At 66.6% G+C, this 25050-nt stretch carries 23 protein-coding genes and 1 pseudogene; 13 read left to right on the top strand and 11 right to left on the bottom strand.

Going from position 1 to position 25050, the window contains the following annotated elements:
• Positions 1-81: 81 nt before the first annotated feature.
• The 4 genes from ACRDTB_RS01365 to ACRDTB_RS01350 all read right to left on the bottom strand — a co-directional run bounded on the left by ACRDTB_RS01365 (position 82) and on the right by ACRDTB_RS01350 (position 3917).
• Positions 82-702: a TetR/AcrR family transcriptional regulator gene (locus ACRDTB_RS01365; protein ID WP_431427976.1), complete on the bottom strand. Its 621-nt coding sequence runs from the start codon at positions 700-702 to the stop codon at positions 82-84.
• A 30-nt stretch (positions 703-732) separates the two neighbouring features.
• A complete protein-coding gene (locus ACRDTB_RS01360) occupies positions 733-1317 on the bottom strand; it encodes a nuclear transport factor 2 family protein (RefSeq protein ID WP_431428068.1) in 585 nt (194 codons plus the stop codon).
• Between the two features lie 44 nt (positions 1318-1361).
• Complete coding sequence (locus ACRDTB_RS01355) at positions 1362-2930, bottom strand: class I adenylate-forming enzyme family protein (protein ID WP_431427975.1); 1569 nt, start codon at positions 2928-2930, stop codon at positions 1362-1364.
• Positions 2931-2999: 69 nt separating this feature from the next.
• A complete protein-coding gene (locus tag ACRDTB_RS01350; RefSeq protein WP_431427974.1) occupies positions 3000-3917 on the bottom strand; it encodes a cyclase family protein in 918 nt (305 codons plus the stop codon).
• Positions 3918-4122: 205 nt separating this feature from the next.
• Between ACRDTB_RS01350 and ACRDTB_RS01345 the strand changes: the two genes are divergently transcribed.
• Positions 4123-4668, top strand: coding sequence for a VOC family protein (locus ACRDTB_RS01345; protein ID WP_431427973.1), 546 nt, complete (start codon positions 4123-4125; stop codon positions 4666-4668).
• A 53-nt stretch (positions 4669-4721) separates the two neighbouring features.
• Here the strand turns inward: ACRDTB_RS01345 and ACRDTB_RS01340 are convergent, their stop codons facing one another.
• The 4 genes and pseudogenes from ACRDTB_RS01340 to ACRDTB_RS01325 form a co-directional block, all read right to left on the bottom strand.
• The gene (locus ACRDTB_RS01340; RefSeq protein ID WP_431428067.1) at positions 4722-5117 is read right to left on the bottom strand and encodes an IS3 family transposase; all 396 of its coding nucleotides are present in this window, start codon (positions 5115-5117) and stop codon (positions 4722-4724) included.
• A gap of 176 nt (positions 5118-5293) precedes the next feature.
• Positions 5294-5563: a transposase gene (locus tag ACRDTB_RS01335; protein ID WP_431427972.1), complete on the bottom strand. Its 270-nt coding sequence runs from the start codon at positions 5561-5563 to the stop codon at positions 5294-5296.
• A gap of 198 nt (positions 5564-5761) precedes the next feature.
• On the bottom strand, positions 5762-8341 hold the full coding sequence (locus tag ACRDTB_RS01330) for a tetratricopeptide repeat protein (protein ID WP_431428066.1): 2580 nt from the start codon (positions 8339-8341) through the stop codon (positions 5762-5764).
• A gap of 174 nt (positions 8342-8515) precedes the next feature.
• Positions 8516-8939: pseudogene (locus ACRDTB_RS01325) on the bottom strand (error-prone DNA polymerase); the annotation flags it as partial.
• Between the two features lie 485 nt (positions 8940-9424).
• Between ACRDTB_RS01325 and ACRDTB_RS01320 the strand changes: the two are divergent.
• The 6 genes from ACRDTB_RS01320 to ACRDTB_RS01295 are packed head-to-tail and all read left to right on the top strand — an operon-like array spanning position 9425 to position 15706.
• Positions 9425-10600 (top strand): ABC transporter substrate-binding protein, encoded by a 1176-nt coding sequence (locus ACRDTB_RS01320; RefSeq protein WP_431427971.1) that lies wholly within the window; start codon positions 9425-9427, stop codon positions 10598-10600.
• Between the two features lie 40 nt (positions 10601-10640).
• A complete protein-coding gene (locus ACRDTB_RS01315) occupies positions 10641-11522 on the top strand; it encodes a branched-chain amino acid ABC transporter permease (RefSeq protein ID WP_431427969.1) in 882 nt (293 codons plus the stop codon).
• A gap of 9 nt (positions 11523-11531) precedes the next feature.
• Positions 11532-13454: a branched-chain amino acid ABC transporter ATP-binding protein/permease gene (locus tag ACRDTB_RS01310; RefSeq protein WP_431427968.1), complete on the top strand. Its 1923-nt coding sequence runs from the start codon at positions 11532-11534 to the stop codon at positions 13452-13454.
• Positions 13454-14161: an ABC transporter ATP-binding protein gene (locus tag ACRDTB_RS01305; RefSeq protein ID WP_431427967.1), complete on the top strand. Its 708-nt coding sequence runs from the start codon at positions 13454-13456 to the stop codon at positions 14159-14161. Before ACRDTB_RS01310 ends, ACRDTB_RS01305 begins: the two co-directional genes overlap by 1 nt.
• A gap of 57 nt (positions 14162-14218) precedes the next feature.
• Positions 14219-15499 carry a cytochrome P450 gene (locus ACRDTB_RS01300; protein ID WP_431427966.1) on the top strand — a complete coding sequence of 427 codons (1281 nt, stop codon included), beginning with the start codon at positions 14219-14221 and terminating at the stop codon, positions 15497-15499.
• Between the two features lie 3 nt (positions 15500-15502).
• Positions 15503-15706 (top strand): ferredoxin, encoded by a 204-nt coding sequence (locus ACRDTB_RS01295; protein WP_431427965.1) that lies wholly within the window; start codon positions 15503-15505, stop codon positions 15704-15706.
• Positions 15707-15773: 67 nt separating this feature from the next.
• Here ACRDTB_RS01295 and ACRDTB_RS01290 read toward each other — a convergent pair whose 3' ends face one another.
• Genes ACRDTB_RS01290 through ACRDTB_RS01280 form a run of 3 tightly spaced genes read right to left on the bottom strand, consistent with a single transcriptional unit; the run spans position 15774 to position 19047 of the window.
• Positions 15774-17450 carry a class I adenylate-forming enzyme family protein gene (locus ACRDTB_RS01290; protein WP_431427964.1) on the bottom strand — a complete coding sequence of 559 codons (1677 nt, stop codon included), beginning with the start codon at positions 17448-17450 and terminating at the stop codon, positions 15774-15776.
• Complete coding sequence (locus tag ACRDTB_RS01285; protein WP_431427963.1) at positions 17447-17860, bottom strand: Zn-ribbon domain-containing OB-fold protein; 414 nt, start codon at positions 17858-17860, stop codon at positions 17447-17449. Before ACRDTB_RS01285 ends, ACRDTB_RS01290 begins: the two co-directional genes overlap by 4 nt.
• A complete protein-coding gene (locus ACRDTB_RS01280) occupies positions 17857-19047 on the bottom strand; it encodes a thiolase C-terminal domain-containing protein (protein ID WP_431427962.1) in 1191 nt (396 codons plus the stop codon). Before ACRDTB_RS01280 ends, ACRDTB_RS01285 begins: the two co-directional genes overlap by 4 nt.
• Positions 19048-19283: 236 nt before the next feature.
• Between ACRDTB_RS01280 and ACRDTB_RS01275 the strand changes: the two genes are divergently transcribed.
• From ACRDTB_RS01275 to ACRDTB_RS01250, 6 genes are all read left to right on the top strand, one after another.
• Entirely contained in the window at positions 19284-19922 is a 639-nt protein-coding gene (locus ACRDTB_RS01275; protein WP_431427961.1) for a TetR/AcrR family transcriptional regulator, read from the top strand.
• 158 nt (positions 19923-20080) lie between these two features.
• Entirely contained in the window at positions 20081-20848 is a 768-nt protein-coding gene (locus ACRDTB_RS01270; RefSeq protein WP_431427960.1) for an SDR family NAD(P)-dependent oxidoreductase, read from the top strand.
• Positions 20849-20891: 43 nt separating this feature from the next.
• Complete coding sequence (locus ACRDTB_RS01265) at positions 20892-21905, top strand: 3-keto-5-aminohexanoate cleavage protein (RefSeq protein ID WP_431427959.1); 1014 nt, start codon at positions 20892-20894, stop codon at positions 21903-21905.
• 12 nt (positions 21906-21917) lie between these two features.
• Positions 21918-22973: a dihydrodipicolinate synthase family protein gene (locus ACRDTB_RS01260; protein ID WP_431427958.1), complete on the top strand. Its 1056-nt coding sequence runs from the start codon at positions 21918-21920 to the stop codon at positions 22971-22973.
• Positions 22963-23964, top strand: coding sequence for a dihydrodipicolinate synthase family protein (locus ACRDTB_RS01255; protein WP_431427957.1), 1002 nt, complete (start codon positions 22963-22965; stop codon positions 23962-23964). The genes ACRDTB_RS01260 and ACRDTB_RS01255 overlap by 11 nt, the downstream gene beginning before the upstream one ends.
• Positions 23961-24749, top strand: coding sequence for an SDR family NAD(P)-dependent oxidoreductase (locus ACRDTB_RS01250; protein WP_431427956.1), 789 nt, complete (start codon positions 23961-23963; stop codon positions 24747-24749). Before ACRDTB_RS01255 ends, ACRDTB_RS01250 begins: the two co-directional genes overlap by 4 nt.
• Positions 24750-25050 lie beyond the last annotated feature (301 nt).

Raw genomic sequence — 25050 nt, 5'->3', positions numbered from 1 at the left:
CGTGCCTGGCTACGTCGAGTGAAGCGAGCGCTCCGTTCACCGCATGGTAAGCCGCGCGAGCGGGCAGGTTCAACCCGGCGGTCAGCGTCCGCGAGGCTCCGGCTCGACGATGCCTTCGATGGCGATCACGCCGAAGGCGGCGGCGATCTCCTCGCTCGAGAACCTCTCGCCGGAGCGGAACCACTGGTACGCCCAGTTGCACATGCCGAGGATGCCGAGGCGGATCAGCCGAACGTCGACATCGCTACGCAACTCGCCCGCCGCCATCCCATCGCGGATGACCCGGTCCACGAGCTGGTCGACGCGATCTCGTTGTCTCACGATCGATCGGCGCATCGCGGGTGGCAGGGCGTGCTGCTCGCGGAGAAAGACGGTGACCTCCGGCTGGTGGCTCTCGATGATGCTCATGACGACGCCGACGATGTCGCGGAGCTTCTCCGGTGCGCTGCGGTCGGTGTCGACGACTGTCTCGAGACGATCGATCATCTCCACGATGAACTGCTGGTGTAGCGCCTTCAGCAGATGTGCCTTCGACTGGATGTGGTGATAGAGCGCGCTTTGGCTGATACCGGCCCGCTGACCGATCTCGCGGACGCTGGTTCCGCTGTAGCCCTGACGCATGAACAGTTCGGCGGCGACACGAAGAATTCGGTCCTTGGTGTACTCGGTGGTTTCGGCCCGGACTGCTCGGGTGCTTGGCACGGCCTTCTCCTTATCCTGCCCGGTCGTACGTCAGGGTATTACCTGGTTGCGTGTACCGAGCCGCGACGAGGATTCGGCACGGATGCGCCAGAGAGGGTCGGTACCGGTTCGCGAGCCGGTGGCGAACGAGGGCCCGAAGTCCGTCGGCGTCAGCACGGTGTAGTCCATCGACTCGTAGACGACCGTGCGTCGCCAGACTCGCCAGTCGCCGCCGCGGCGCGTCACGACGTCGACGAACCGGCAGCGCACCCTGGTCTCAACCGTACTGTCGGCGCTCACTCGATCGAGTCCAGGAATCGAGTACATGCGCAGGGACTGTACCGCGTCGGCCGCCGGAGTCCGTTGAACAGTGATCGAGTAGGTCTCGACGACGGCGCTGTCGGGCTCGGTGAATTCCACGAGCACATTCGTCAGGAAATGCATCGACAGCACGATCCGGGCATGCCGCTCGACCATCCACGCGATCAGGCCCTCTCGGTCACCGCGGTATCCACCGTGGTCGTCGATCGCGTCGGGGTGGTAACAGCCGCGAACGCCGTCCCAGTCGCGGCGGTCCACGCTTCGGGCGTAGCGGTGCATGAGGTCGGATATCGCCCAACGGTCGGCCCCGCGCATGGCGTCGTCGGTGGGCGAGCTGTCGTGGTTGGCGGAACCGCTGGTCATCGCATCCCTTTCGGGTCCGACGATCGCTCCGGCGACTGCGTTGGCAACGGTGTCACCGCCCCTTCGGTCAACATGGCCTGGAGTCGATGCTTGACGACCTTCGCCGTCGCGTTGCGGGGAAGGTCGGCGACGAAGGCAACATATCTCGGCTTCTTGTATCCGGCGAGGTGCGCCCGGCAGTGCGCCACGACGTCCGACGGCGACAGGACCGCCCCGTGGCGAACGACGATGACGGCACAGACTGCTTCGCCGTAGCGGGCGTCGGGCAGGCCGACGACCGCCGACTCCAGCACCGCGGGGTGCGCGGCGAGTACCCGCTCGACCTCCGCGGCATACACGTTCTCGTCGCCGGTGCGGATCATGTCCTTCTTGCGTCCCGTTACCGTGAGGATGCCGTTCGCGTCGATGCGGCCGAGGTCGCCCGTGTGCACCCAGCCGTCGACGAACGTCTCCGCGGACTCGGCCGGTCGGTTCCAGTACGACACGGCGGTGTTGGGTCCACGCACGCAGATCTCGCCGCCGACGCCGGGCCCGGCGTCGGCGTCGGTCTCGATCCGCACGGCGCCGAGCGGCAGTGGTCGACCGGCGGCGCTGGGGTGCTCGCGGGCCTCGGGGGGACTCATGGCGACCGAGATCCCACCACCTTCGGTGAGCCCGTACACCGACCACAGCTCGACTGTCGGGAAGGCGGCGTCGAACTGCGTGACCGCTCGGTCGACCAGCGGGGAGCCGCCGGTCAGCAGCGTCCGCAGTGAGCTGAGATCGAGCTGGTCGAGGTCGTCCATCTCGAGTAGTTCGTAGACCATCGCCGGGAACAGCAGCAGGTCCGTCACGCGTAGCGCCGCGGCCACCTCCAGCGCGTGTCGCAGGCTGAACTCGCCGCTGCGCGTGATGACCGCATGCCCACCGGACATGAGCGTCGGCAGCAGGACGTCCTCCATCGAGCCGACGTGGTACAGCGGCCCCACCGTCATCGCCACCCGTGCCGGTGTCGCGCCCCATTGCATCACCTGCATCGCGCCGAACATGACCGTGCTGCGATGCGTCCAGACGGCGCCCTTGGGCCGTCCGGTGGTGCCGGACGTGTACATGATCATGTGCGGTTCGCCGGTCCGGTCGGTGGTGGGGATCGGGTCCGCCGGCTGACCGCTGAGCCACTCGTGCGCCGCGATGGCCCAGTCGGGGATCTCGTGGGGGTCGCGGTCGACGACCACGACGACATCGCGCAGGCCGTGCCGGTGCCGACACAGTCGCAGTGTCGACAGCAGCTCGCCGTGGACCACGATGAGCGAGCAGCCGGAGTCGTCGAGGACGTAGTCGAGCTCGTCGGCGCTGAGCCGGAAGTTGATGCGGACGGTGATCGCGCCGATGGTCGCGATGGCGAGGTGCAGCGGCCAGTAGTCGACGCAGTTACGAAGCATCAGCCCGACCCGGTCGCCCGGTGCCACGCCGGCGGCCAGGAGCGCGTTGGCGTAGACGTTGCGCCGCTCGTGAACGTCGCCGTAGGTCAGTGGGTCGACGCCTTCGACGGAGAGCGCGGGCCGGTGCAGGTAGTCGGCTCGCATGGGGAGGATGTCACCGACGTTCACTGGCGCCCCCGTGCCTGGCCGTGGCCATCCGGTGCCGCGGACGCATCACAGCACCGCGATGGGGTTGACCGCCGATCCGGTCGCGTTCTTGAAACGCAGTGGAGCGATGGTGAACTGGAAGGTCCACCGGGACGCCTCGGCGCACGCCTCGGAGAGGTCCTCGAGGTAGGCGTTGTCGATGAGCCAGAGGCCCAGGGCGACCATGCCCACGGCGTGTATCGGTGTGGCGATCGAGTCGACACCTGACGGCATCACGTCGTTGGCGGCATCCGATCCGACCACCGCGACGTCCCATTTCCGTAGTAGTGGCAAGGTGCTCGCGTGCAGCCCGGGTGACCCGTGCTCCTCCGGGTACGTCACGCCCTTGTCTCGTGCCCGCGCGTCCCGCCCGACGTAGACGAGGACGATGTCACCCGACTCGATGGTGACCCCGGCGGACTCGGCGCACGCCACGAGTTCGTCGGCGTGGATCGGGTCGCCGGGATCGAGGTAGGCAACGCCCCGGTGGCGGGGGAAGTCGAGCAGGACGCCGCGCGAGACGATGCCGTCACGGGCAAGCTCGACACTTCCCGCGCGCGCACCGGAGGCGGTGCGTACCGTGCTCGCGGGTCTGCCGTTGAACATCTTGCCGTCCCAGAACACGTGCGACGGCGCGTCGATATGCGTTACCGCGTAACCATGGAAGTCAAATCCGACCCAGTCGGCGGCCGCCGCGAAGCCGGTTTGTGCCGCGCCTTCTCCGCTTACCGTCATGTGATGCAGGATCGGCTGTGGATTGCTCTCACTGCGCACCGGTGAAAGGGTGCGAGCACAGCCGATCCCGCGCCCGCTGCGCACCGCACTCGCGGCCTGGAGCCGCTTCGCGTCGTCGATCAGGTTGAGCGTGCCCAGCTGATCGTCCTCGCCCCACCGCCCCCAGTTGCTGAGCTGATCGAAATACGATCGGACCTCGGCCTCGGACATCGTCATGAGCGCGATCCTCCGCTGCTACCGGTTCGACTGGAGCGCTCGCTCCAGCTTAGGTTCGGCCAACCTGTCCCGTCAATCGCGCGCCGAGTTCTTGCACCGGCCGCAAACACCATGTTAGCCTGCCCGATAGAGCGCTCGCTACAGTCGGAATCCTCCCGACGCGAACGCTGATCGTCGCGGGCATGACTCAGGGGCTTCCGTGATCACCATTTCGCGCTTCATCCACGTCAACATCGTGTGCCGAGACCTCGTGGCGTCGTTGAATTTCTACGTTGACGTTCTGGGCGCGAAGGTCCACGAGATCTTCGCCTCTGGCGACAGCGACCTGCGGAACGTGATGGGAGTCGACTCACGCGGCGCCCCGTCCTACCGGGCGGCGTTGGTCTACTGGGGAGCGTCCAAGCGTGGCCCGTACCTCGATCTCGTGCAGTGGATCGGTGGGCCCGACGACGGTCGTCCACCACTTCGCGCACAGGATTGCGGACTCGTGCGCGTCGCTCTGCAGGTCGATGATGTCGACCAGGTCGCCGCGGAGCTGGCGGACCGTGGTGTGCCGCTGGTCGGTCCGGTCCACGAGGCACCAGTCGGTCCGTGGCTGCTACGCCTGGTTCTCTGCACTGATCCTGACGGGACGCTGATCGAGCTCGTCAGCTTCACGAACGGTGAGACACGGGCTGATCGCGGGACGGCCCTGACTCGACAGCAGCTTGCCGAGCTGGCGAGCCATGCCCGTACCGTGGACTGACTCGCCGGCGGGCAGAAGTCGCCTGTGGACTGAACGGGACTCGCGGGGATTGGTTATCGCTTGTCGAGGGTGACATCTCTTGTTGATGTGGCGCGCTTGGCGGAGCCTCGCGATGAGCTGCTCGAAACTTCGCTACGACGGAGGGCTCTTCGCAACCACTCGGATGAGTGCGGGACTGTGAGGTCCCCCCAGATCGTGGAGGACTGGTTGGCCGCGGTGGTCTCGTAGTCGATCGGGGATTTCGTGCCACAACAGGAACTGTGGCGTCGTCGCCTATTGTAGAAGTCGACGACCCAATTGACGATGACTTGTTGTGCTTCTTCTCGAGTCCTGAAATGGCGCCGGGACAATACTTTCGACGGGCGGAAACCGAGCCTGGCGCACCATGTGGTGAGGCTGTGCGCGGTGTCGGTGGAGCCTCGGTCGGTGTGGAAGCCGACCTCGACCACGTCACCACCCCGCGCCGCGACGGCCGCGTCGAGCTCGGCTCGCCGCTGCTCCGATGACACACTTGTAGAACAGTGACTCCGACACATCCAGAGCCCGGCAAGCGACCGCGTGCGGCACATCGTGGCCGGTCCTCTGGTCGGCGATGAACACGGCCAGGCTCACCGCGTCGCCTCCTTCACCCACCCGACCACGGATCGCTTGAGCACGCTCCCATCCGCAGCTCCGCGACCTCCTGCCGCAACCTCGCCAGCTCCGCCCGGTCATCGCTGCTCAGACCCTCGCGCTCGCCGCGTTCGATCTTGTCCTGCGTGACCCAATTCCCCAGCGTCCGCTCCACGATCCCAAGGTCACGCGCCACCTGGGCGACCGGCTTCCCAGTCTCGCGAACGATCCGGACCGCTCCCTCACGAAACACCCGGTCATACCGACGTCGCTTCTCCGACATGGCTGATCCTCATAGTCCATGCCTCCACGATCTTGGGGGAACCTCACCTCTCAGTCCGCGGGCATTGGAAAGGCGGGTCCGTGCCGTTGGCGTTCACGGCAGTCGCACGTCGTTACGCCGCCCATGCCGATGTGTTGCGGACCTGGGTCGTGGTCCGGGATCGGAGCGCGAGCACAACTCATCCAGCCTCGAACGTCGTCAACAACCTTCGCGAGGCTCCGCCAGTCGCCCCCGCACCTGCTCGACCATGTGCAAGAGGTCCGCCCATTCCCCGTCGTCGGCCAGCGGCGGCCCGTACTCGTCCCGTAGCCGCCGGTACACCGACACGGTCTCGGTGAAGTAGGTGAGGGCGTCGTCGAGGTTGCCGCGCTCGTAGTGGACGCGGCCGACGTGGTGCAGGGCGACGGAGAGGGTGCGGAGACCGTGGGGGGTTTCGCTGTCGTGGATGTCGATCTGGCGGGCGATGCTGAGGGATTCGATGTAGTGCGTGAGGGCGTCGTTGAGGTTGCCCCGGGTTTCGTAGATGCCGGCGATGCTGCGCAAGGCGAAGCAGAGGTCGTGGAGGGCATGGGAGGTTTCGCCGTGGTGGGTGTGGGCACGGCGGGCGATGGTGAGGGCTTCGGTGAGGTGGGCGAGGGCATCGTCGAGGCTGCCCCGCTTGTCGTGGACGCGGCCAACCATGTCCAGGGCGTAAGCGAGATCGTGGAGGGTTTCGGGGGTCTCGCCGTGGTGGGTGTGGATGCGGCGGCGGACGGTCAGGGCTTCGGTGAAGTGGGTGAAGGAGTCGTCGAGGTCGCCACGCTTGCGATGGACATAGCCGACGGTCTCCAGAGCGAAGGCGAGGTTGCGGAGGGTTTCGGGGGTCTCGCCGTGGAGGGTGCTGATGCGGCGGCGGATGGTGACGGCTTCGGTGAAGTGGGCGAGGGCGTCGTCGAGGTCGCCGTGGCGTTCGCAGAAGGTGGCGAGGTCGTACAGGGTATCGGCGAGTTTGTCGAGGGTTTCGGGGATCTCGCCGTGGTGGGTGTGGATGCGGCGGCGGATGGTGACGGCTTCGGTGAAGTGGGCGAGGGCGTCGTCGAGGCTGTCGCACCTTTCGTTGATACTGGCGAATCTCACGAGAGCGAAGGCGAGGTCGTGGAGGGACTGGGGGTTTTCGCCGTCGTGCGTGAGAACGCGGCGGGCAATGGTGAGGGCTTCGGTGTAGTGGGTGAGGGCGTCGTCGACGTTGTCGCCCATGTCGTAGATGAAGGCGACGTGGTTCAAGGCGCCGGCGAGGTCGCGGAGGGCTTTGGGGGACTCACCGTAGAGCGTGTGGTTGAGGCGGGCGATGGTGAGGGATTCGATGCCGCGGGTGAGGAATTCGTCGGGTTTGCCGCCGGTTTCGGTGGCCTGCCTGACGTCCTCGAGGCTGATGGCGAGGTCGCGGAGGTTTTCGGGGGTATCGACACGGCGGGCAATGGATTCGGCGTGCTGGGTGTGGATGCGGTTGCGGATGGTCAAGGATTCGGTGTGATGCGCGAAGGCGTCGTCGATGTCGCCACGTAGTTCGTGGGTGCGGGCGACGTTCTCGAGGGCGATGGCGAGGTCGCGGAGGGCCTGGGGGGTTTCGCCGTGCTGGGTGTGGATGTGGCGGGCGGCGGTGAGGGCTTCGGTGTAGTGGGTGAGGGCGTCGTCGGGGTTGCCGCGGGTTTCGTGGATGCGGCCGAGGTTGTTCAGGGCGACGGAGAGGTCGCGGAGAGCCTGGGGGGTTTCGCCGTGCTGGGTGTGGATGCGGCGGGCGATGGTGAGGGCTTCGGTGTAGTGGGTGAGGGCGTCGTCGGGGTTGCCGCGGGTTTCGTGGATGCGGCCGACGTTGTTCAGGGCGACGGAGAGATCGCGGAGAATTTCGGGGGTCTCGCCATGGTTACCTGCCACCACACGGGCAATGTCCAGTTGAGCCAAACGTACCGCGAGCACCTCGCCCGGATCCGATGCGCCGGCAAGAATGGTCAACAGTTCGCCGGTCAGCGTGCGGCCGAGGGGCCGGCGGCAAGCGAGCGCACGCCTGGCCGAATCGAGGGCGGCGACGAGATCGGCACGGTCGGCCAGGGCCGTGGCGTGCCAGGCGTGGGCCAGCACAAGATCATCTACCGAACCGCTGCCGTTCGCCGCGTCGAGCGCCTCCCGTGCCGTCGTGACCGCATCGTCCGGACTGCCCGCCTGCCCAGCCGATGCGGTTCGACACCGAATGTTCCGCAGCTCCACACTTGGCTCGACGCCGGGCTCCAAGACGTGGGCCACCGCCCATTGCAGGTTCGGGTCGTACGCGACGGGTGGCGGTGGCGTCCATTCCGGCAGCAGTGCGGTTGGCGCCGGCTCGGCCGGGGCTCCACCGCCAAGTATCGGGGAGACCGCCCGCCCGGCCGGCCAGGAGCCATGATCACCGGTGCGGAGGGCGGCGAGGACGGACTCCAGCTCATCAGCGAAGGCTTCGTCCTGCTCGGCCGCCTCCTCGAGCGCCAGGCGAACCCGGGTCTGGATTCGGGTTCCGGCCTCGCCGGTCTCGGCCACCTCGGACTCGAGTTGCTTGATCGCCGAGTCTGCGCACAGTTTCCCGATGATCACATCGTGCAGCCTGTCCAGGACGGCAACCATCGCCTCGTCGGTGACGCCGTCCAACCGCGTCCAAGCCCGCCCCGCCTCGCGCGCGAACCACGCGATCAGCAGGCCAACCGCCACTTCAAGACCAGCCACCATGTGTGAATAGACGACGTTCGCGGGGCTCGAGGTTCCGGTCACTCCCAGTTCGGGGAGATGAGCGCTCCAGTGATCGCATCGGCAACGGCCTTGACATCGACCGACTGCTCGTTGTCGGCCAAAGGCGGTCATGGTTCCTCTCCTCGGGGTTGCAGAGGCCATGCCGTCCATCTCGGATGGCCGACCGCACCGTGCTGCAGTGGGATAAGGACGACTGCGCCCATGCTCCACCGGCACCACCTCGGACACCGGCCGATCGCAGATCACATCCCGCCCGAGTGGATGCCGAGGTGCCGGGGTGCGTCGCCGATCTCGTGGGCAGCGCGAGCACATCGTCGGGGATCGGGTGTTCCTCGTCGGCCGCGACCTTCGCGACCGGGCCCCGGCGGTCGATCTGCTTGGATCAGGCGTCTTGCTCGCCGGTTGAGTAGCCGAGGGCTTTGGCCATGTCGCGCACGGCGGAGCGGGCGCGGTAGGTGATGACGTTGGCGACCTGAGCGGCGTGGCAACGGCCGTGCTTGGCGTAGACGTACTGGATGGCTTCCTCGCGGCGGTCGGATTCGATGTCCACGTCGATGTCCGGTGGTCCGTCGCCTTCCGGGGCGAGGAAGCGTTCGAACAGCAGGCCCCATTTGACCGGTCGGCGTTGGTGAACCTGCCGGGGCGGCTGCTGTCCGGGCCACTGGGGCGCGACGTGGTCCGGGGGACGCGCTGAAACGCGACCTCCTGGCCGTCGCCCACGCGGAGCGTGATCCAGTCGCCACCGTTGCGCACGGTCTCCAGCCGATGAGCGGAGTGTAGAACTCGGCGAGCCTCCCGATGTCCGCGGCGTCGAACCCGGCCAGCTCCAGACGTCCGGTTCCGGTCATGCCGGTCTGGCCGACCAGCAAGGGAGGTCGGCGGGAGGTCCACTCTCGACACCAGCTCGTCGCTCCGGCTCGTCCACCGACCGCCGCTGCCAGGTACGACTTGACACTCGTCACCAAACTGGAGAAACCTTGCTCGGCATCGTCCCGACCGTCTGGTCGGTCGGCTCAGTTACCAGTGGATGTTCATCATCAGCTGATCGGCAGCAATGCAAGATGAGGAGAGGGGTCAGCGTTGATCACGAGATGGCAGGCCGGAATGCGATCAGTCGCCGCGGTGCTCGCGCTCACGATGTTTGTTGCCGGTTGCGCCAGCTCGTCCGGTGGTGAGGGCGGCGGCGGGTCCGAGGGCGTCACCTCATCGCAGATCCTGCTGGGGACCAGCAACCCGCTGACGGGGGCGGCCGGCGGTGCCTGCAAGCCGATCAGTGACGCCGCGTGGGCTTGGTTCGAGAAGGTGAACGCGGACGGTGGGGTCAACGGACGCAAGATCAAGAACGAGGTCCTCGACGACCAGTACGACGCGACTCAGGCGCTAGCCAACGCCCGGCAGTTCGTTCGCGACAAGGTCTTCGCGTTCTTTGGCGGATGCGGCACGATCCAGCCGCCCGCGATGCTCCCGGTGGCTCAGCAATCGAACACCTTGCTCCTGTTCCCGTACGCCGGCCTACCGGCCCTGTTCACCGAGAAGAACGTGTTCAACCTGCTGCCCCTGTACGGTGATCAACATGCTGCGGCGATCGGTTACGCGTTCGGTGAGCAGGGCAAGGGGTCGGTCTACTCCGTTGTCCAGCAGGCCGACGGCCAGCAGGAGACGATCGACGGAATCAAGAACGCCGCGACCGAGGGCGGCGGGACCTACGCGGGTGGCAGCCTCGTCACCGTGAACGAGCGGGACTTCAACTCCCTCGCGCTCAAGATCAAGCAGGCACGCCCCGACTACATCTCCATGCAGGTGAGCGCCGGGCCGGCCGCTCAGTTGATCACGGCGATGGTGCAACAGGACGCTCTTCCCACCAAGTCCCTGCTCGGGACCAGCGTGCTCGCCGCGTCGAGCTTCCTGGATGCCATCCCGAAATCGGTCCACAGCAAGCTGATCGTCGCCAACCCGACCGTCGCCTCGACGAGCCCGCATGCGGCCGAGTGTGTCGCCGCCGTCAAGGAGTACTCGCCGGATACGCCGATCGACGTCTTCTCGATGTGGGGTTGCGCGACGGCACAGGTCTTCGTCGCCGGCCTCGAGGAGGCCGGGAATGACGTGACGCGCGACTCGTTCGCGAAGGTACTCGAAGGCTGGAAGAACAAGGACGCCTCGCCGATGATCCCACCAGTCACGTTCACGGAGACCAACCATCTCGGCAACACCGCGGTCACCCTCATCACGATCAAGGACGGGCAGCCGACGGTGGTCGGGACGGTGCAACTGTCCTCCTGACCCGGGTCTGTTTCTCGGCTGGAGCTAGCGAGGGGAACTGATGGAACTGCTGGTCGGAGGAGTCGCCTCGGGGTTGGTGCTGGGGATCCTTTATGGATTGCTCGGCTTCGGCATCGTGCTGCTGTTCAAGGCGACCGGGGTCGCCAACTTCGCGCAGGGCACGTTCTCGATGGTGTTGGCCTTCGTCGCCTACCAGATCTGCGTGCACCTGGGCGTGCACATCGTTGTCGCGTTCTTCATCAGCGTCGTCGTAGCACCGGTATTCGGAGCGGCCGTGTATCTGCTCGTGATCAGGCCGCGGGAGGGTGCGGGCCACCTCAATCTGACGATTCGCACGCTGGCGCTGAGCATGCTCCTGGTGGCGATCGTGCAGCAGCTCTACGCGGCCAACGAGCCGTATCGGTTCCCATCGCTGTTCCCGAACGAAACAGCGTTTCGCCTCGGTTCCGCGTCGATCACGTGGCTCAATGTTGGCAGCCTGGGAGTCGCGGCCATACTCGCCGCGGGGTTTGCCTGGGTGTTCCGCGCGACGGACCTCGGTCTGAAGTTGCTGGCGCTGGCCGAGCGTCCCGAGATCGCTCGGATGTTGGGCATCAACGTCCGCCGCCTCGCCGTGTTGTCCTGGATGACGGCGTCGTTCGTCGCGCTCGTCGTCGGGGTGCTGCTCGCGCCGACGACACTCTTGAGCTCGAGGATGGCGGATCCCTACCTGCTGATCAGCTTCACCGCGGTGGTCATCGGCGGGCTCACCAGTCTCCCGGGCGCACTGGTCGGCGGCGTTGTCGTGGGACTGATCGACTCGATAACCAGCTTGTACTGGAACGCGGACGTCAGCTTGTTCCTGATCTTCGTCTTGTTCCTGCTGTTCCTGCTGTTCCGGCCCAACGGATTGTTCGGCGTCTCAGTTGCCGAGCGGCTATAGGGGAAAGCCATGAAACTCTCGGCGCGAGCGCGCAGTGGCACCCTGCCCGTTACGTTGCTCGTCCTCATCCTGCTGGCGTTCCTGCCGCTGTTCTCGCTCGACGAGCGTATTCAGGCAGCGCTGGCGCTCGGCCTGATCTATGCGATCGCCGGGGTGAGTCTCGACGTCTTCTCCGGTTACGGCGGACAGCTCACGTTCGGCAACTTCGGGTTCGTCGCGATAGGGGCCTATCTCTCAGCGGTGTTCACGACGCAGTACCACTGGTCGGTGTGGGCCACGATTCCGCTCGCTGTGGTTGTGTGCGCCATTGTGGCCGCCTTGCTCGGCGGAGCGATGATCAGGCTGCCGTTCGTCGGTGTCGCACTGGGAAGCTTCTTCTTCGCCTATGTCGTCGTCGCCCTGATCAGTGGTCCCACCCTGAGCCGGTGGACCCATGGCGGTAACGGCATCCCTGTCACCGAACTCGCCATCGGGACGACGTCGCTCGGCTACGGTCCGGGACTGTTCTGGTTCGCCTGGATCACCCTGGCAGTCGTTGTGGCACTGAGCTATCGCTATGCGAACTGCCGAGCTGGGAAGGCGCTGCGCGCCATCAAGATGAACGAGACCGTCGCTGCGTCGATGGGTGTGAATGTCTTCGGACAGAAGCAATCCGCATTCGTCTTCGCCGCCGCCGGCGCCGGCCTGGCTGGAGTCGTGTTCGCGCAGAGCCTCGGTTATCTGTCGCCGGACAGCTTTGGAAGCATCGAGTCGATCGTGTTGATCGCGATGGTCGTCGTCGGCGGGATGGGAAGTATCGTCGGCCCGATCCTCGGCGCGGTGTTCTTCACCGTCGTTACCGAGGCCACCCGCTCGACCGGCCAGAGTCGCGATGTGGTGTTCGCCCTCCTCCTGCTGCTCGCGTTGGTGTTCCTGCCCGAGGGACTCATCGGAGGAGTCGACGCGTTGTGGGCACGGATCCGTCGCCGGATCCGACGGTTGAGGGCCTCGACCGACGGCCGGGTCGACGTCGGGGTCGAAGTCGAGGGTAGCGAGATCGCCCGCGGGACCGAGAAGTTCGATGCCGTCGACGGATCCACGGCACAACCGACCAGCACATCAGCACGCACGCACGTCACGTCACCCGAGGAACCAGCACGGGCCGGTTCCGACGGCGGCGAAGCGCCACTCGCGGTAGAGAGCGTGACCGTCGAATTTGGTGGCGTGCGCGCGTTGGACGGCGTCACCGTTACCGTTGAGCACGACACCGTTCACGGCATCATGGGTCCAAACGGAGCGGGCAAGACGACGCTACTCAACTGCATCAGCGGGATTCAGCGCTACGCCGGCGACATCCGATTGCACGGCGAGTCGATCGCTGGCCGGACGGCCCGCCGAGTACGGCAGGCCGGCGTCGGCCGCACGTTCCAGAACCCCTCGCTCGTCCCGGACCTGACGCTGCGGGAGAACGTCGAGCTGGGCGCCTATGGCCTCGCTCCGTCGTCAACTCTGGTCGACATCCTCCCGTTGCCGTCGACGCTGCGCCGTGACCGGCATGCCAGCGTCGCGGCAGAGGAAGCACTTGACCGCGTCGGCTTCCCGCAGGCGCGGCGGAACCTTCTCGCGTCCGAGCTCACGCTGGCCGAGCAGAAGATGGTCGACATCGCGCGCGCGATCGCGGGGGCTCCGCGCCTGCTCCTGCTCGATGAGCCGACGGCTGGGCTGGAACACGGCGAAATCGACCGGATAGCCGAGGTCATCAACACGTTCCGACGCAATCGCGGCCTCACGGTCGTCGTGATCGCTCACCACATCGGTTTCCTGCGCGACGTCGCCGACACAGCGACAGCCCTGGACTTCGGACGAGTCATCGCCGAAGGACCCCCGGACTCCGTAACGCGGCGCGAGGAGGTCGTCGCGGTGTTCCTCGGCGGCTCGGCGGCGGTGAACTGATGGCCGGTGCACACCTCCAGGTCGAGGCACTCGCGGTTGCGTACGGCTCGGCCCGAGTGCTCGAGCAAGTGGACCTGCACGTCGAACCCGGCACAGTGGTCGGCCTGGTGGGGCCGAACGGCGCCGGCAAGACGACGACGCTGCGTGCGATTTCCGGACTCGTCAGCCGCCAGCGGGGAACCGTCATGCTCGACGGCGCACGTATGGATGCCAAGCCCCAGGCCATGGCTCGAGCGGGTGTCGCCCATGTCCCCGAAGGTCGCGGACTGCTGCCGTCGTTCACGGTCACGCAGAATCTTCGGGTTGCCTGCGTAGCGGTCGGACGTCGATTCGGGAGCGCCGATATCGACTATGTGGGCTCGGTCTTTCCGGCCGTGACGCGACTACTCAAGCGTCGAGCCGGTTCGCTCAGCGGGGGTGAACAGCAGATGGTCGCCCTAGCACGCGGCCTGGTCGTACAACCCAAGGTCCTCATGATCGACGAACTCAGCCTGGGACTCGCGCCGAAGATCGTGCACGACCTGCTGGAGGTCTTGAGCAGGATCGTCCATGACGAGCAGCTCTCGCTGCTCCTCGTCGACCAGAACGTTCGCGCACTGTCCGATGTGTGCGATCGGATCTTTGTCCTCCAGGACGGCCGCACCTCCGAGTCGAGTGCCGGCGAAGACGCACTGCGCGCCGTGTACTTCGGCGGCGCGGCCGGTTGACGTTCCTATGTCTACTACTGACTCGTACGATCGAGCACCATCGAAGGAGCAGTTCAGGTGAACCTGTCAACCGAGGTTCCGCCGCACGTCCGGGACATGACCCTGATCACCTCGTACGACGAGGCGGACGAGATCTTCCGTTCGAAGCAGTTCTTGCAGGGGTCGCACGGGGAGAGCCGTCCGTTCTTCGGGCACTCGTTGCTCCTTCTCGACGGTGTCGAGCATTTCAAGCGCCGGCGACTGCTCTCCGCCTTGTTCCGCAAGGAGGCGCTGTACCACTACGAGACCGCACTGCTGCAGCCTACGATCGACCAGGTCCTCACGGAGGCGGCGGCGCGGAGTGGACCGACTGGGCCCGTACCCGTCGATCTCGTTCAGCTCTCTCACCGCATGTTGCTGCAGATGACGGCCGGCTTCGTCGGCCTGGACGGGGTTGACGACGACGAGTCGAGCGAGCGTTTCGCCCGCTACCTCGGCAAGTTGGGCGAGGGCCTTGGTGCGGAATGGTCCACAAAGGACCATAACGAGCTCATCGCCGAGGTCATGGCTGTCCGCGACGAGTTCGTCGCCGACTTCTATGCGCGCAGCGAGACTCGCCGACGAGAGCTGGTCGAGTCCTATCGACGGGACGAGATCGGCCGGGCCGAGCTGCCTGTCGACCTCGTCACCCTGATGCTTCTGCATGAGGACCCGGAGTGGTCGGACGACCTGATCATGACCGAGGCGACGGTGTTCGCGGTCGCCGGTACCCAGACCACGGCGATGGCCGTCCCACATGCCGTCGCTCACCTCGACGCGTGGGTACGCGAGCACCCCGAGGACCGGAACCGGCGTACCGACCTGGACTTTCTCCAGGCTGCTACGTACGAGTCACTGCGGCTGCACCTGCCGGGCCCAGCCGAGATTCGGGTGGCCAGCGATGACGTCACCCTCCGCTCCGGTCGCACCGTACGCCGAGGTGAATACGTCGCGCTCATGTTCGCCGAGGCCAATCGTGACCGGAAGGTCTTCGGACCGGACGCCGACCGCTTCGACCCGACACGCACCATGCCGGCCGCGATCAAACCCTGGGCACTTGGCTTCGGCGGCGGGGTGCACACCTGTATCGGACGGCAGCTGGTCACGGGTCTGTCGCGATCGGTCGACGAGCTCGGCACGGAGGAACGCTCGACAGTCGGTATCGCTGCGCAGATCCTGCGGTCGTTGTACCGCGCCGGGGTCGAGCTCGACGCCGACAACCCGCCGCGTCGACGTCCGGACTCCTACTACGACGCGTTCGAGGCGTTCCCGGTGTCGTTGACGCGGCTCCGTCCCGGACAGGTCGCCAGGGAGGGGTGAGCCGTGCGCATCGTGATCGACGGTGACAAGTGCCAGGGGACCGGTTACTGCGAAATGGTCAATTCCGAGCTCTTCCGCGTCGGTGAGAACGGTCTGGCCGAAGCGCTCAAGCCAGCAGGGGACCCGGCCCTCGACGCGGCCGCAGACGATCTGCGTGAGGCAGAGACGCTGTGCCCGATGGGTGCCATCGCTGTCGTGGCGGATTGAGCTAGGTGGGGATTCGCCCGGCCCCCGCGCGAGTTCCCAGTTCGGACCCGCGAGTCGGGCCCACGCCTCAGGTTGCGTCCTGCCGAAGCCGGGCGTCGTGGGCCTGGCTGAGCAGCTCACGGATCTCGGTCCGTGCGGGCTTTCCGGTCGGCAGGTTCGGTAGCTGATCGAGGACTACGACGGTCCGCGGCCGTTTGAACGGCGCGAGCCGGCTCTTGCAATAGGACAGGACGTCATCGGGACCGATGGCGACACCGCCGGCGGCGTTCGGGTCAGCGACCACCGCCGCCGCTACGACCTCGCCCCGGATCGGATCGGGAACGCCGGCCACGCAGGCGTCCTTGATGCTGGGATGGGAGAGCAGCACCGACTCGACTTCCAGCGGGGAGACGTTCTCCCCGGCGACCTTGACCACGTCCTTTGTCCGGCCGCGAAAGTACAGGCGTCCTGACGACTCCCGCCGGACCAGGTCACCGGTCGCGAACCAGTCCGACTGGCCTACCGGGTCGTCGGGCACATAGCCGAGGTGCAGGTACGGCGTGCGCAGGAGCAACTCGCCCTCGACCGCGTCTTCGCGGGTCCCGGGTGTGACGACGCGGATGTCGAACTGGGGGAGTGGAAATCCGATGCTGGCGGCGGCCAGCTCGTCGGAGTCGGAAACAGGCGTCATCGTGGCGATGCCACCCGCCTCGGTCAGCCCGTAGACGGTGCAGAAGACGTCAAGCTCGAAGACCGAGCGCAATCGACGCACGATGCCCACCGGTAGCGCACCGCCACCCGAGTACATAGCCCGCAGGGCAGTGAGATCCCGGTGACCGAAGTCGGGGTGGTCGACGAGCTGGCGGTGCGCGTTCGCGATACCGATGAGTACCGTCGCTCGCTCGTCGGCGATGGCGTCGATGATCTCGCCCGGTGTCAGGTGGGCCAGCGGACGAATGGCCGCGCCGACCGACAGGGGAGCGAGCAGGCACCAGTAGAAGCCGGCGACGTAGAACAGTGGACACGAGACGAGACACACGTCGTCGCTGGTCAGGCGGATGATCTGGGCGTACGCGGCGATGTTGCCGAGTACGCGGTGCGAGGCGAGGGACCCCTTGGGCCGGCCGGTCGAGCCAGATGTCCAGAACATGGCGACCGGATCATCTGGGCGGGCCCGTCCGATGGCCGCCGCCACCGGACCGTGCCAGTCGTCGTCCCGACAACCCGACAGCAACCGGGACCAGTCAGTTGTCCATGGACGGGCGCCGTCGATGGCGATTATCTCCCGCAGACGCGGGTAGCGGGAGGTGGGTAAGGCGATCTCGGAGCCGTCGGCTTCGCCAAGGAGACCCGCACAGATATCGAGGAACGGCGTCGACATGAACGAGTCGGTGGTGATGAGAAGGCTCGCACCGGACGCGCTGAGCACCTGGGCCACCTCGGGTGCGCGCAACCGCGTGTTCACCGGCACACAGACCGCACCCACATGCGTGATGGCAAGGGCACATACGATCCACTCCGGAGAGTTGGGCAGCCACAGCGCAACCCGGTCGCCCGCCCGCACACCTCGAGAGCTCAACGCGTTCGTTGCCTGCACGACCCGCCTTCGCAGCCCGTCGTAGGTCAGGCGTGTCGTTGGCGTGACGATTGCCGACGATTCGGCATAAGCGGCGCATACTCGGGCGAACAGCTCGGGAATCGTCTGGTCGGACTCCGCCGCGACGGCGTCTCGGTCGATCTCAGGCCACGGGTCCAACTCGTTCACTGACCATCCCTGCGGACGAACCCCACGAGGACCTGCCCGTCCACCTCATGGAACGTGACTCGCACGGGCGACCCGGGCCGCGGTGTCCCCGGATCGAGGAGGCGACCCAACATGCGTACGCCCTCCGCCAGGTCGACCAGGACGACGGTGTACGGCGTGTCCTCGCCGTAGGTTTGGTCCATCGCCTGGTGCACCGTGATCCATGAGTAGATCGTGCCGTCGCCGGTGGCTGCCTCGAGCGTGATGTCGGTCGAGGCGCACAGCGGACAGGCTGGCATCGGGGGGAAGAAGTGGCGGTCGCACGCGCGACACCACGGCAGCGTGAACCGGCGTCGGCCGACCTCGGCCCACCAGCCTTCGCTGTCCGCATCGGCCTCCGGCGGGATCAAGGCCCGCTGGCGAGGCGTCATCGCGCGCCGTTCGTCAGCACGAGCGCGCTGCCGTCCGTCAACGCGCCGGACGTCACGACGCCAACGTCGGCCACGGGGATCTGGCGCTGGTCTCCCCGACTCTGGATCTGCAGGACGGCCTCGACGAGAGTGTTCATCCCCTGGAGATACCCCTCGGCGAGCAGACCTCCGTTGGTGTTAACCGGAAATGAGCCGTCTATCGCGGTCACGCCCGACGCGACGAACGCTCCCGCTTCGCCGCGACCGACGAATCCGAGGCCTTCGAGTCCGAACAGGACTGTGCTGCTGAAGCAGTCGTAGATCTGTGCGAACTCGATGTCCTCCCGGCCGAGACCGGCGGATCGCCACAACTCGTCGGCCAGTAATCGGGTGAAGTTGGCCGAAAGGTCGTCTTGGTCGAAAACGTCGCCGACGTCCAGGCCGGGCCGAGGTCCGGTCACCCAAGCACCGCCCTGTACTCGCGCCGGACGGTGTCGGAGGTCTCTTGCCCGCTCGAGGCTGGTGACGAGAACCGCGCAGGCGCCGTCGACCTCGATCGTGCAATCCGCGGACCGCAGCGGCTCGACGAGGTACGGTTCGGCGAGGTAGTCCTCGAGTGATATCTGCCGACGTCGGATGGCCCGTTCGTTCTTTTCCGCATACCAGCGCTGGGCCAGCACGACCGCCCCGAGGTCCCGCGTCGTCGCCCCCGTCTCGATCATGTAGCGACGAGCCCACATCGCGACGAATTGCGCGTAGGCCGTGACTCCGACCGGGTATCGGTACTGTGTCGTCGGTGTCGAGTAGACCTCACGCCCGACCCGGTAGCCACTGCGGCCGTTCAGCGCCCGGTACACGAGCACGTTGTTCGCCATACCAGACGACACGGCCATGGCCGCGTGCATGATGGCAAGACACGGTGCCTGTCCTGCCATGTTCAGATCAAGGCTGTAGGTCAGCCGGGGGAGCGCAAGCGTCGAGGCGATGGCCGGGGACGTGACCGAATCACTGTTGAAGCTGTAGTTGACGATGCCATCGACGTCGGAAAGCTCGAGACCGCAGTCCCATACGGCGGCCCGGCACGCTTCGGACGCGAGCGACAGTACGCTGCGGCGCGATTCCCAGACGTAGTCGGTGAAGCCGACGCCGGCAACCGCGGCACTTCTGGTCGATGCTGACGACGGCAGTCTGGCAACGCCACCGCTCACGCCATAGTCCAAACGCGGTCCGCAACGGTGGCTGGCCCGTAGACTCGGGTCCGACATGGCTTCAGCCGGCTGGGGCAGCGTGAGCAACACATCGACATAGGACCCTTCCGGTCACCAACGGGGGGACACTGGCCGCGCCGTCTGAGACGTCGTCGGATGCTGAGCGGCAGTGTAGCACATCGACCAACCGTCCAGACGGTCGGGCCAGGTGTCGACGAGGGGAGCATGATAGGGCAATGGACCGAACCGGGATCGGTGGCACCGTCGATGGACGGGCGGCACGCCGCAACATGTCGGGCGAGGAACGGCGCCAGCAGATCGTTGACGTCGCGGCGGAGTTATTCGACCGCGCCGGGTATGCACAGGCCACCATGGGCGATATCGCGGCAGCCGTTGGACTCGCGAAGCCAACGTTGTATCACTACTTCCCCAGCAAGGACGAGATCCTCGTGTCCATCCACGAGGAGTTCGTCAATCTCGTCATCTCGCAGCAGGAGCGCCGCGCCACCAGCGATCTGGCGCCGGAGCAGCGACTGCTCGAGACCATGGTCGACATCATGGAGTTGATGCGTACGCACCGCGGGCACGTGCGCGCGTTCTTCGAGCATCATCGCGACCTGCCGCCGGACGCGCTCAGGAGCATCCTCGGCAAGCGTCGCCAGTACCAGCGGATGGTCGAGTCGACCATTCAGTCCGCAATTGATGCCGGCACCTTCAGGCCCGTCGATACCCGGCTCGCCTCGCTTGCGGTATTCGGTATGTGCAACTGGGCATACCAGTGGTTCGACGCTTCGGGCCCCCTGTCCCCGCGAGAAATCGCCATCCAATTCTGGGGTTTCGTGACGCACGGGCTCATGTCGCGACGGAGTGACTGATCGCCGCCGACGACGCGGCTCGGTCCGCGCCGACCCATGCTTGACATCGTGGTTGCATCCGACGACTATCCTACCCAACCGCCCGTTCGGTCGGTCGGCGCGTGTGGACGCTGCATGGAGGTGGTCGAGTGTTGCCTCGCGGGCCCCGGACGTTCGCGGTGCCGGAGTCAGCGGTCATCGTGGGGGCGGCCAGCGGAATGGGGGAGGCCGCCGCTACCGTCCTGGCCAGCTGCGGCTGCGTCGCATTAGGACTGCTCGACGTCAACTCGGCCGGCTTGCCTGCCGTCGCGGCCAATTGCGAGAAGGCGGGAACGCGGACGGCGACAGCAGCCGTCGACGTTCGTGATCGAGCAGCAGTGCACGCGGCGTTCGAGCAGATCGCGGAGGAGCTCGGTCCCCCCGATGCCGTCCTGCACTTCGCGGGGGTGACGTCGCACCTTCCGTTCGAGGACGTCGACGACGATGCCTGGACGCCCGTCGTCGACGTCAACATGAAGGGCACGCTGTGGGTGGCCCAGGCCGCCGTCGCTCAGTTGCGGCGCTCGGGTCGGGGTGGCGCGCTGGTTCTCACCGGGTCGGTGTCGGCCCGCACCGGCCCAGTGCTGGCCAACATCGCGTATGCGGCGTCCAAGGGTGGAGTCAACGCGATCACCCGAACGTTGGCTCGTCGCCTCGGGCCGGAGAACATTCGGGTCAACGCTGTTTCGCCTGGCCAGACCTACACCCCGATGCTCGAGGGCGCCTGGGTGGACGTCTCGGGTGTCGAGCGGGAGAACGCCAAGGCGGCGTATGAAGCGGCGGTACCGCTCGGCCGCATCGGCGAGGCCCACGAACTCGCCAGTGCCGCGGTCTTCCTCGCGTCCCCGGCGTCGAGCTATATCACCGGGGAGATCCTCGAAGTCAACGGTGGCTTCTACTTCGACTGAGTCGGACGCGCTGCGGCGTCCGTGACCACAAGGAGAGCGGGACATGACGGATACGGTGCGCTGGGATCGCGTCGCACGCGCGCTCGAGCGCGACCAGTATCGAATGATCTGGAAGCCCTACGGGCTGCCCGAGATCACCGACCCGGAGCATTCGGCGTTCCATGAGGGGCCCGTCCAGTCCGCTTGGGACATCCCGCCCAAGATCATCATCCAGAGTGCGATCACCGGTGCGTTCTTCACGCGCAACGCCAATCCAAACCAGCCGCAGACGACCGCCGAAATCCTGCAGTCCGCGCGGGCGTGCGCCCAGGCGGGCGCCAGTGCCATCCACGTCCATGTGCGTGACGACCGCGGCTACAACACCCTGTCGGTCGAGCGGTTCGAGGAGGTCGTGCTCCCGCTGCGTGCGGAGTTCCCCGGTATCAGCATCGACGGCTGCTACGTCTGTGCGCTGGCCGGCGAATGGGAGCAAATGAAGATCGCGCTCGAACGGCGGATTCTCGACGCGGTGCCCATCAACCCGACGGCGGTGTACAACGGCGACGCGCTGTTCGCCAAACCCGTCGGAATGATGCTCGAGAAGACCCGCCTGGTCCTGGCCAGCGGCGCGCGTCCGATCATCGCCGTCTACACCGACGCCGACGTGGACAACGCCGCCCGCTACCTGTTCGCCAGTGGGTTGCTCGGAACCCACCAGCTCTGGTGCGTTCTCCCGGCTCTGCCCGGATGCAGTCCGATGAACAACCCCCTACAGATGGTCGACGGGCTGCTGCGCATCACGCGTGCGATCCACGACGTCGACCCCGAGGCGACGATTCTCGTCTGCGCGGCCGGCCGGGCCTCGTCGTACCTCGTGACCGTGGCGGCTGCCCTCGGCCTGCACATCCGCGTCGGGATGGAGGACACGGTGTGGCGATGGCCGCACCGGTCCGAGCGGCTCGAATCGAACCTGCAGGCCCTCGAGTCGGCCAAGGCAATGGTGGCGTCACTCGGCCGTGAGGTCGCCACCTTTGCCGAGTACCGCGAGATCCTCGACCTGCCTGTGCGCACGCACTGACGGGGGGCGGGCATGACCGAGTCGGTTGCCGCGGCAAAGGCGTGGGCCGTGCGGCATCTACGCGGGCTCTGGGCAGTCCCACATGCGCCATTCGCGCCGGACGGCAAGCTTGAACCCGAGCTGCTGGCCGAGACGTATCGAGCGTGCACCAGGCTCGATGTGAGCACAGTGGCCCACAGCCTGCTGATGGAGCCGTGGGCGATGAGCCTTCACGAGCGGAAGCTCTGCGTCGAGGTGCTCGCCGAGTCAGTGGGCGATCGGGTGCTCACCGCGGCCTACGTCACCGATCACAGCACCCGAGTGACGATCAACCTCGGCGAGCACGCCGTGGACGCCGGGATCGACCTCCTCGTGCTGAACTGCCCCTACGAGTGGGCCAAGGCACAGAGCGAGGCGATTGGTTGGTTCGAGTACATCGCGCCCCGACTGCCGGGGCGCGTGGTCGTGTACAACACCCCGCACTCGGGTCTGCTGCTCGAACCTGCCGCGCTTGATCGTCTGGCTGACCAGGCGAACATCGTTGCCGTCCTGAACGCCGCCGGGTCCTTCGAACACTCCCGCCGCACCGCCGAGCAGGCCGGCAACCGACTCGTCGTCAGCGACCCCGTCGAACGCAACTATCTCAGCGCATGGGCCACCTGGCGCCAGCCGGTGCTCATGTCGACGACGGCATCGCTGCTGCTGCAGTCGCCGCAGTGGCAGCCAATCCGGGACTACATGACGCTCGCCCAGAGCGGTAGGGCGGATGAGGCGCGGCGAGTTTTCGAGAACCTGGCGGCACTTCGCGAACTGTGGGAGTCGGTGTACCGCGGGTCTGGCCTCGACTCAGGCAAGCACGCCGCTCATCCAGTCAGCCGGACGAAGTTCTGGCAGCAGGTGATGGGTATCGGCACAGGTGAGGTACGACCGCCGCTACGACCGACCGCTCGCGAGGACAAGGAGGCGATCCTTACCGCCCTCAAGCCGTACGTCGAGAAGTTCGGCATCGAACACAGCTGGACTGCCGCCGAACGCCGGCTGGATGCCGCCCACCGCAACCATCCCGAAGGAGTGTCCGATGACGGATGACCACATGAGCTGGGCGCACCAGAACATCGCCGGGATATGGCTGGTACCGCAGCTGCCGTTTCGCGCCGACGAGAGCATCGATGAGCAGGCGCTTGCCGCGGTATTCGAGAAGTCGATGGAACTCGACGCGGCCGGTGTGGGCTGTTCGATGCTGATGGAGCCCTGGTCGCTCACCCACGAGGAGCGGATGCGGTGCGCCGAGGTCATGGTCGACACCGTGGCCGCACGTCGGCACAGCATGGTCAACATCACCGACCACAGCACTGCCGAGACCCTGCGCCTGGGCCGTCATGCGTTCGAACATGGGGTCGACCTCGTGCTCGTGAACTGTCCCTATGAATGGGCCAAGTCGGAGGAGGAGGCCGTCGCCTGGCTCGAACATCTCGCGGATCGTCTGGACGGCAAGGTCCTGCTCTACAACACCCCGCACTCGGGCTTGTTGCTCACCCCGGAGGCGATCGCGCGGCTGGCTGAGCGCGACAACGTGGTGGGTATCAAGAACGCTGTCCGCGACCCCGCGCACAGCGCGCGGATCCGCGAGCTCGTAGGAGACTCGCTCGTCGTGAGTCATCCGTTCGAGGAGGACTACCTGGAGAACATCAGGCGTTACGGGCAGCCGGCGCTGCTGTCCACCACCGCATCCCTGCTCATGCAGAGCGCCAACTGGCAGCCGATCCGCGACTATGCACAGCTGATGCGGGCCGGCGAGGAGGATGCCGCACGTCAGCGCTACGCCGAGCTCGAGCCGCTGCGCAAGGTCTGGACGGACAGCTACGCCGACTCGCACGACCTCGCCCACGCCAGGCACCCGCTAGCGATCACCAAGTACTGGCAGGGCCTCGTCGGCTACCCCACCAGCCCGGTTCGCCCGCCGCTGCCACAGCTGCCCGACGCCGCCAAGGTGCAACTGATCGACGCGCTCGAGCCGTTCGCCGACCGCCTCGGCAACGGTGAGGCGTTGCTCCGGGCACGTGCCGAGCTTGCCCGATGACGGGGGCGCGGACCGTCGTCGTCACCGGGGCGGCGCGCGGCCTGGGCTTCGCGACCGCTCGCCTGCTCGCGGAGCGCGGGGACAACGTCATGATGCTGGACCGATCGGACGACGTCGTCGCGGCCGCGGACAAGCTCGCCGCGGACGGCTACGCGGTGGTTGGTCGAGCCTGCGACATCACTGACGAGTCCGCGGTCGAGGCGGCTGCGTTGGACCTTGACGCCCGCTTCGGTGGTTGCCAAGGTTTGGTGAACAATGCGGGGGTAATCGGTTTTGGCGGAATCGAAGACCTCGACCTCGCCGAATGGGAGCGCGTCGTCGCGGTGAACCTCACGGGCGCCTTCCTGTGCTGCAAGCACTTCGGACGCCTCATGCTCCGGGGAGGTGCCGGGAGCATTGTGAACGTCACGTCTCTCGCCAGCTCATGCCCGACACCGAACGCCGGTGCCTATTCGGCGAGTAAGGCCGGGGCGGAGATCCTGGCTCGGCAGCTTGCCGTCGAATGGGGCAAGCGGGGAATCCGAGCCAACGCTCTGAACCCGGGCTTCATGTCCACTCCGATGGCCCAGCCGTTCCTGGACGTGCCGGAGTCGCTGGCCAAACGAAAGGAGATGGTGGCGAGCGGTCGCATCGGCGAAGCGGAGGAAGTAGCGCGAGTGATCGAGTTCTTGCTCGACGTCCGTTCGAGCTACGTCAACGGCGCCTCGATCGATGTTGACGGCGGCCTCGGCCAGATGTTGACAAGCCTGGTACCACGACCCGGGACGGAGCAGTCGACCGGCTGAGCCCGGCCCGTCTGTCCCACCGCGCCTCCAGCGGACAACGCCGCGTCCCGCCTACCCCATGAATCACGTGATGCTCCGCAGGGCCGGGCGTGTGTGGCCGTTCACGGCAACTCAACGACACGCGGACCGCCGGTCCATCCCCGAGGTCCGCTCGGCGCGGACGGCTGCTGACCAAGGCCAGCAGCCGTCACCCGATCCCGACCTCTAACCGCTCCCGCCCATGCGTATCCCCCGGCCGCACTCCACGCTATCGATCTGCTCGGGGGACAGCCCCCGCATCCGCATCGTCCGTCACACCTGC

The sequence above is a fragment of the Actinophytocola sp. genome (assembly GCF_050699935.1).
In the GTDB taxonomy this organism is placed as follows: Bacteria; Actinomycetota; Actinomycetes; order Mycobacteriales; family Pseudonocardiaceae; genus Actinophytocola.
This window is presented reverse-complemented; position numbering and strand designations above follow the sequence as displayed.